The following is a 1430-nucleotide window of genomic DNA, read 5'->3' on the forward strand; positions in this document are numbered from 1 at the left end:
TTAAATTTTTATGGGAAATGATATAAAAAATATAAATGAAGCCCTGGATAATGCAACGGGAAAATTCCATTTAAAGACATTTCTAACAGCAGGTATGGGATTTTTTACGGATGCATATGACCTCTTCATAATAGGAACAGTTATAGCAATACTCCCAATGGTTGGGTGGAGCCTAACAACCACAGACAAGGCATTAATAGGATCAACCTCTCTAATAGCTGCTGTGGTTGGTGCACTTACATTTGGAAGGCTTCTGGATTATTTGGGCAGGAAGGCAGTATATGGTCTGGAGCTGGTGCTTCTTGTTATTGGGGCAATTGGCAGTGCGCTTTTATCGTTTAAAAATCCAGCAGTTTTAATAGGATGGAGATTTCTCCTTGGTATAGGCATAGGTGGGGACTATGCAACTTCTTCTGTTATCATGGCTGAGTATTCAAACATTAAAACAAGGGGCAAATATGTCGGAAGCATTTTATCAATGCAGAGTATAGGCCTTGTTGTTTCCTCACTGATTGCCCTTGCATTTCTTTTAAATGCAACTGTAATACCGCTGGCATATGCATGGAAGATCCTCCTTATAGTCGGGGCAGTACCACCAATGTTTGTGATATATTACAGAAGAAAAATGCCCGAGCCACCAAGATACACGGTTGCAAGGGGAGATGCTAAAAAAGCGGCGGAGAATCTCAAAAACTATACAGGCCTTGATGTGAATGTATCCGGTGATCATGAAAAAGTCAATGCACCATGGTACACATTATTTAAGGATAGAAAATTTTTAATAACATTAATAGGAACTGCAGGTGCATGGTTTTTAATGGACTGGGCATTTTATGGGAACTCAATTATGTCAAATGATATCTTTAAATTCGTTATAACACAGACAGGACTTGCGGGACTTATAAGAAGCACAGAATATTCTGCATTGATATTCACGGTGGCGGCACTTCCGGGTTACTGGCTTGCAACATTTACTCTTGATAAAATAGGAAGAAAGCCAATACAGGTGATAGGTTTTGTGATGCTGGCAGTTACCTACGGAATTTTGGCACTGTTCCCTGTTCTGGATACAGTATCACACGTTGATGAATTCCTTGTGATATATGGTATAAGTTATTTCTTTATGATGTTTGGTCCAAACGTTACAACCTTTGTTTACCCACCAGAGGTTTTTCCGGTTACAACAAGGGGGCTTGGATCTGGCATTTCTGCTGCCGGGGGTAAAACCGGGGCATTCATAGGAACCTTTGTTGATGTCTTTATAATAGCCAGTGGATTATCCCTTTTAATGACAATACTTGCCATATTTGCCATAGCAGCAACCATAATAACAGTATTATGCCTTCCAGAACCAAAGGGCAGGGCCATTGAGGAGGTATCCAGAGAGTCACAGTATATAACCACAAAGCAATAAATTTTTTAATTTTTTA

The 1430-nt window shown here is 39.7% G+C and carries 1 protein-coding gene; it reads left to right on the forward strand.

Annotation, left to right across the window (positions count from 1 at the left end; genetic code table 11):
• The first annotated feature begins 10 nt into the window (after window positions 1-10).
• On the forward strand, window positions 11-1414 hold the full coding sequence (locus AOG55_RS04470) for an MFS transporter (RefSeq protein WP_054963925.1): 1404 nt from the start codon (window positions 11-13) through the stop codon (window positions 1412-1414).
• Window positions 1415-1430: the final 16 nt, after the last annotated feature.

Origin of the sequence: Acidiplasma cupricumulans (assembly GCF_001402935.1) — an archaeon.
GTDB classification, from domain to species: domain Archaea; phylum Thermoplasmatota; class Thermoplasmata; order Thermoplasmatales; family Thermoplasmataceae; genus Acidiplasma; species Acidiplasma aeolicum.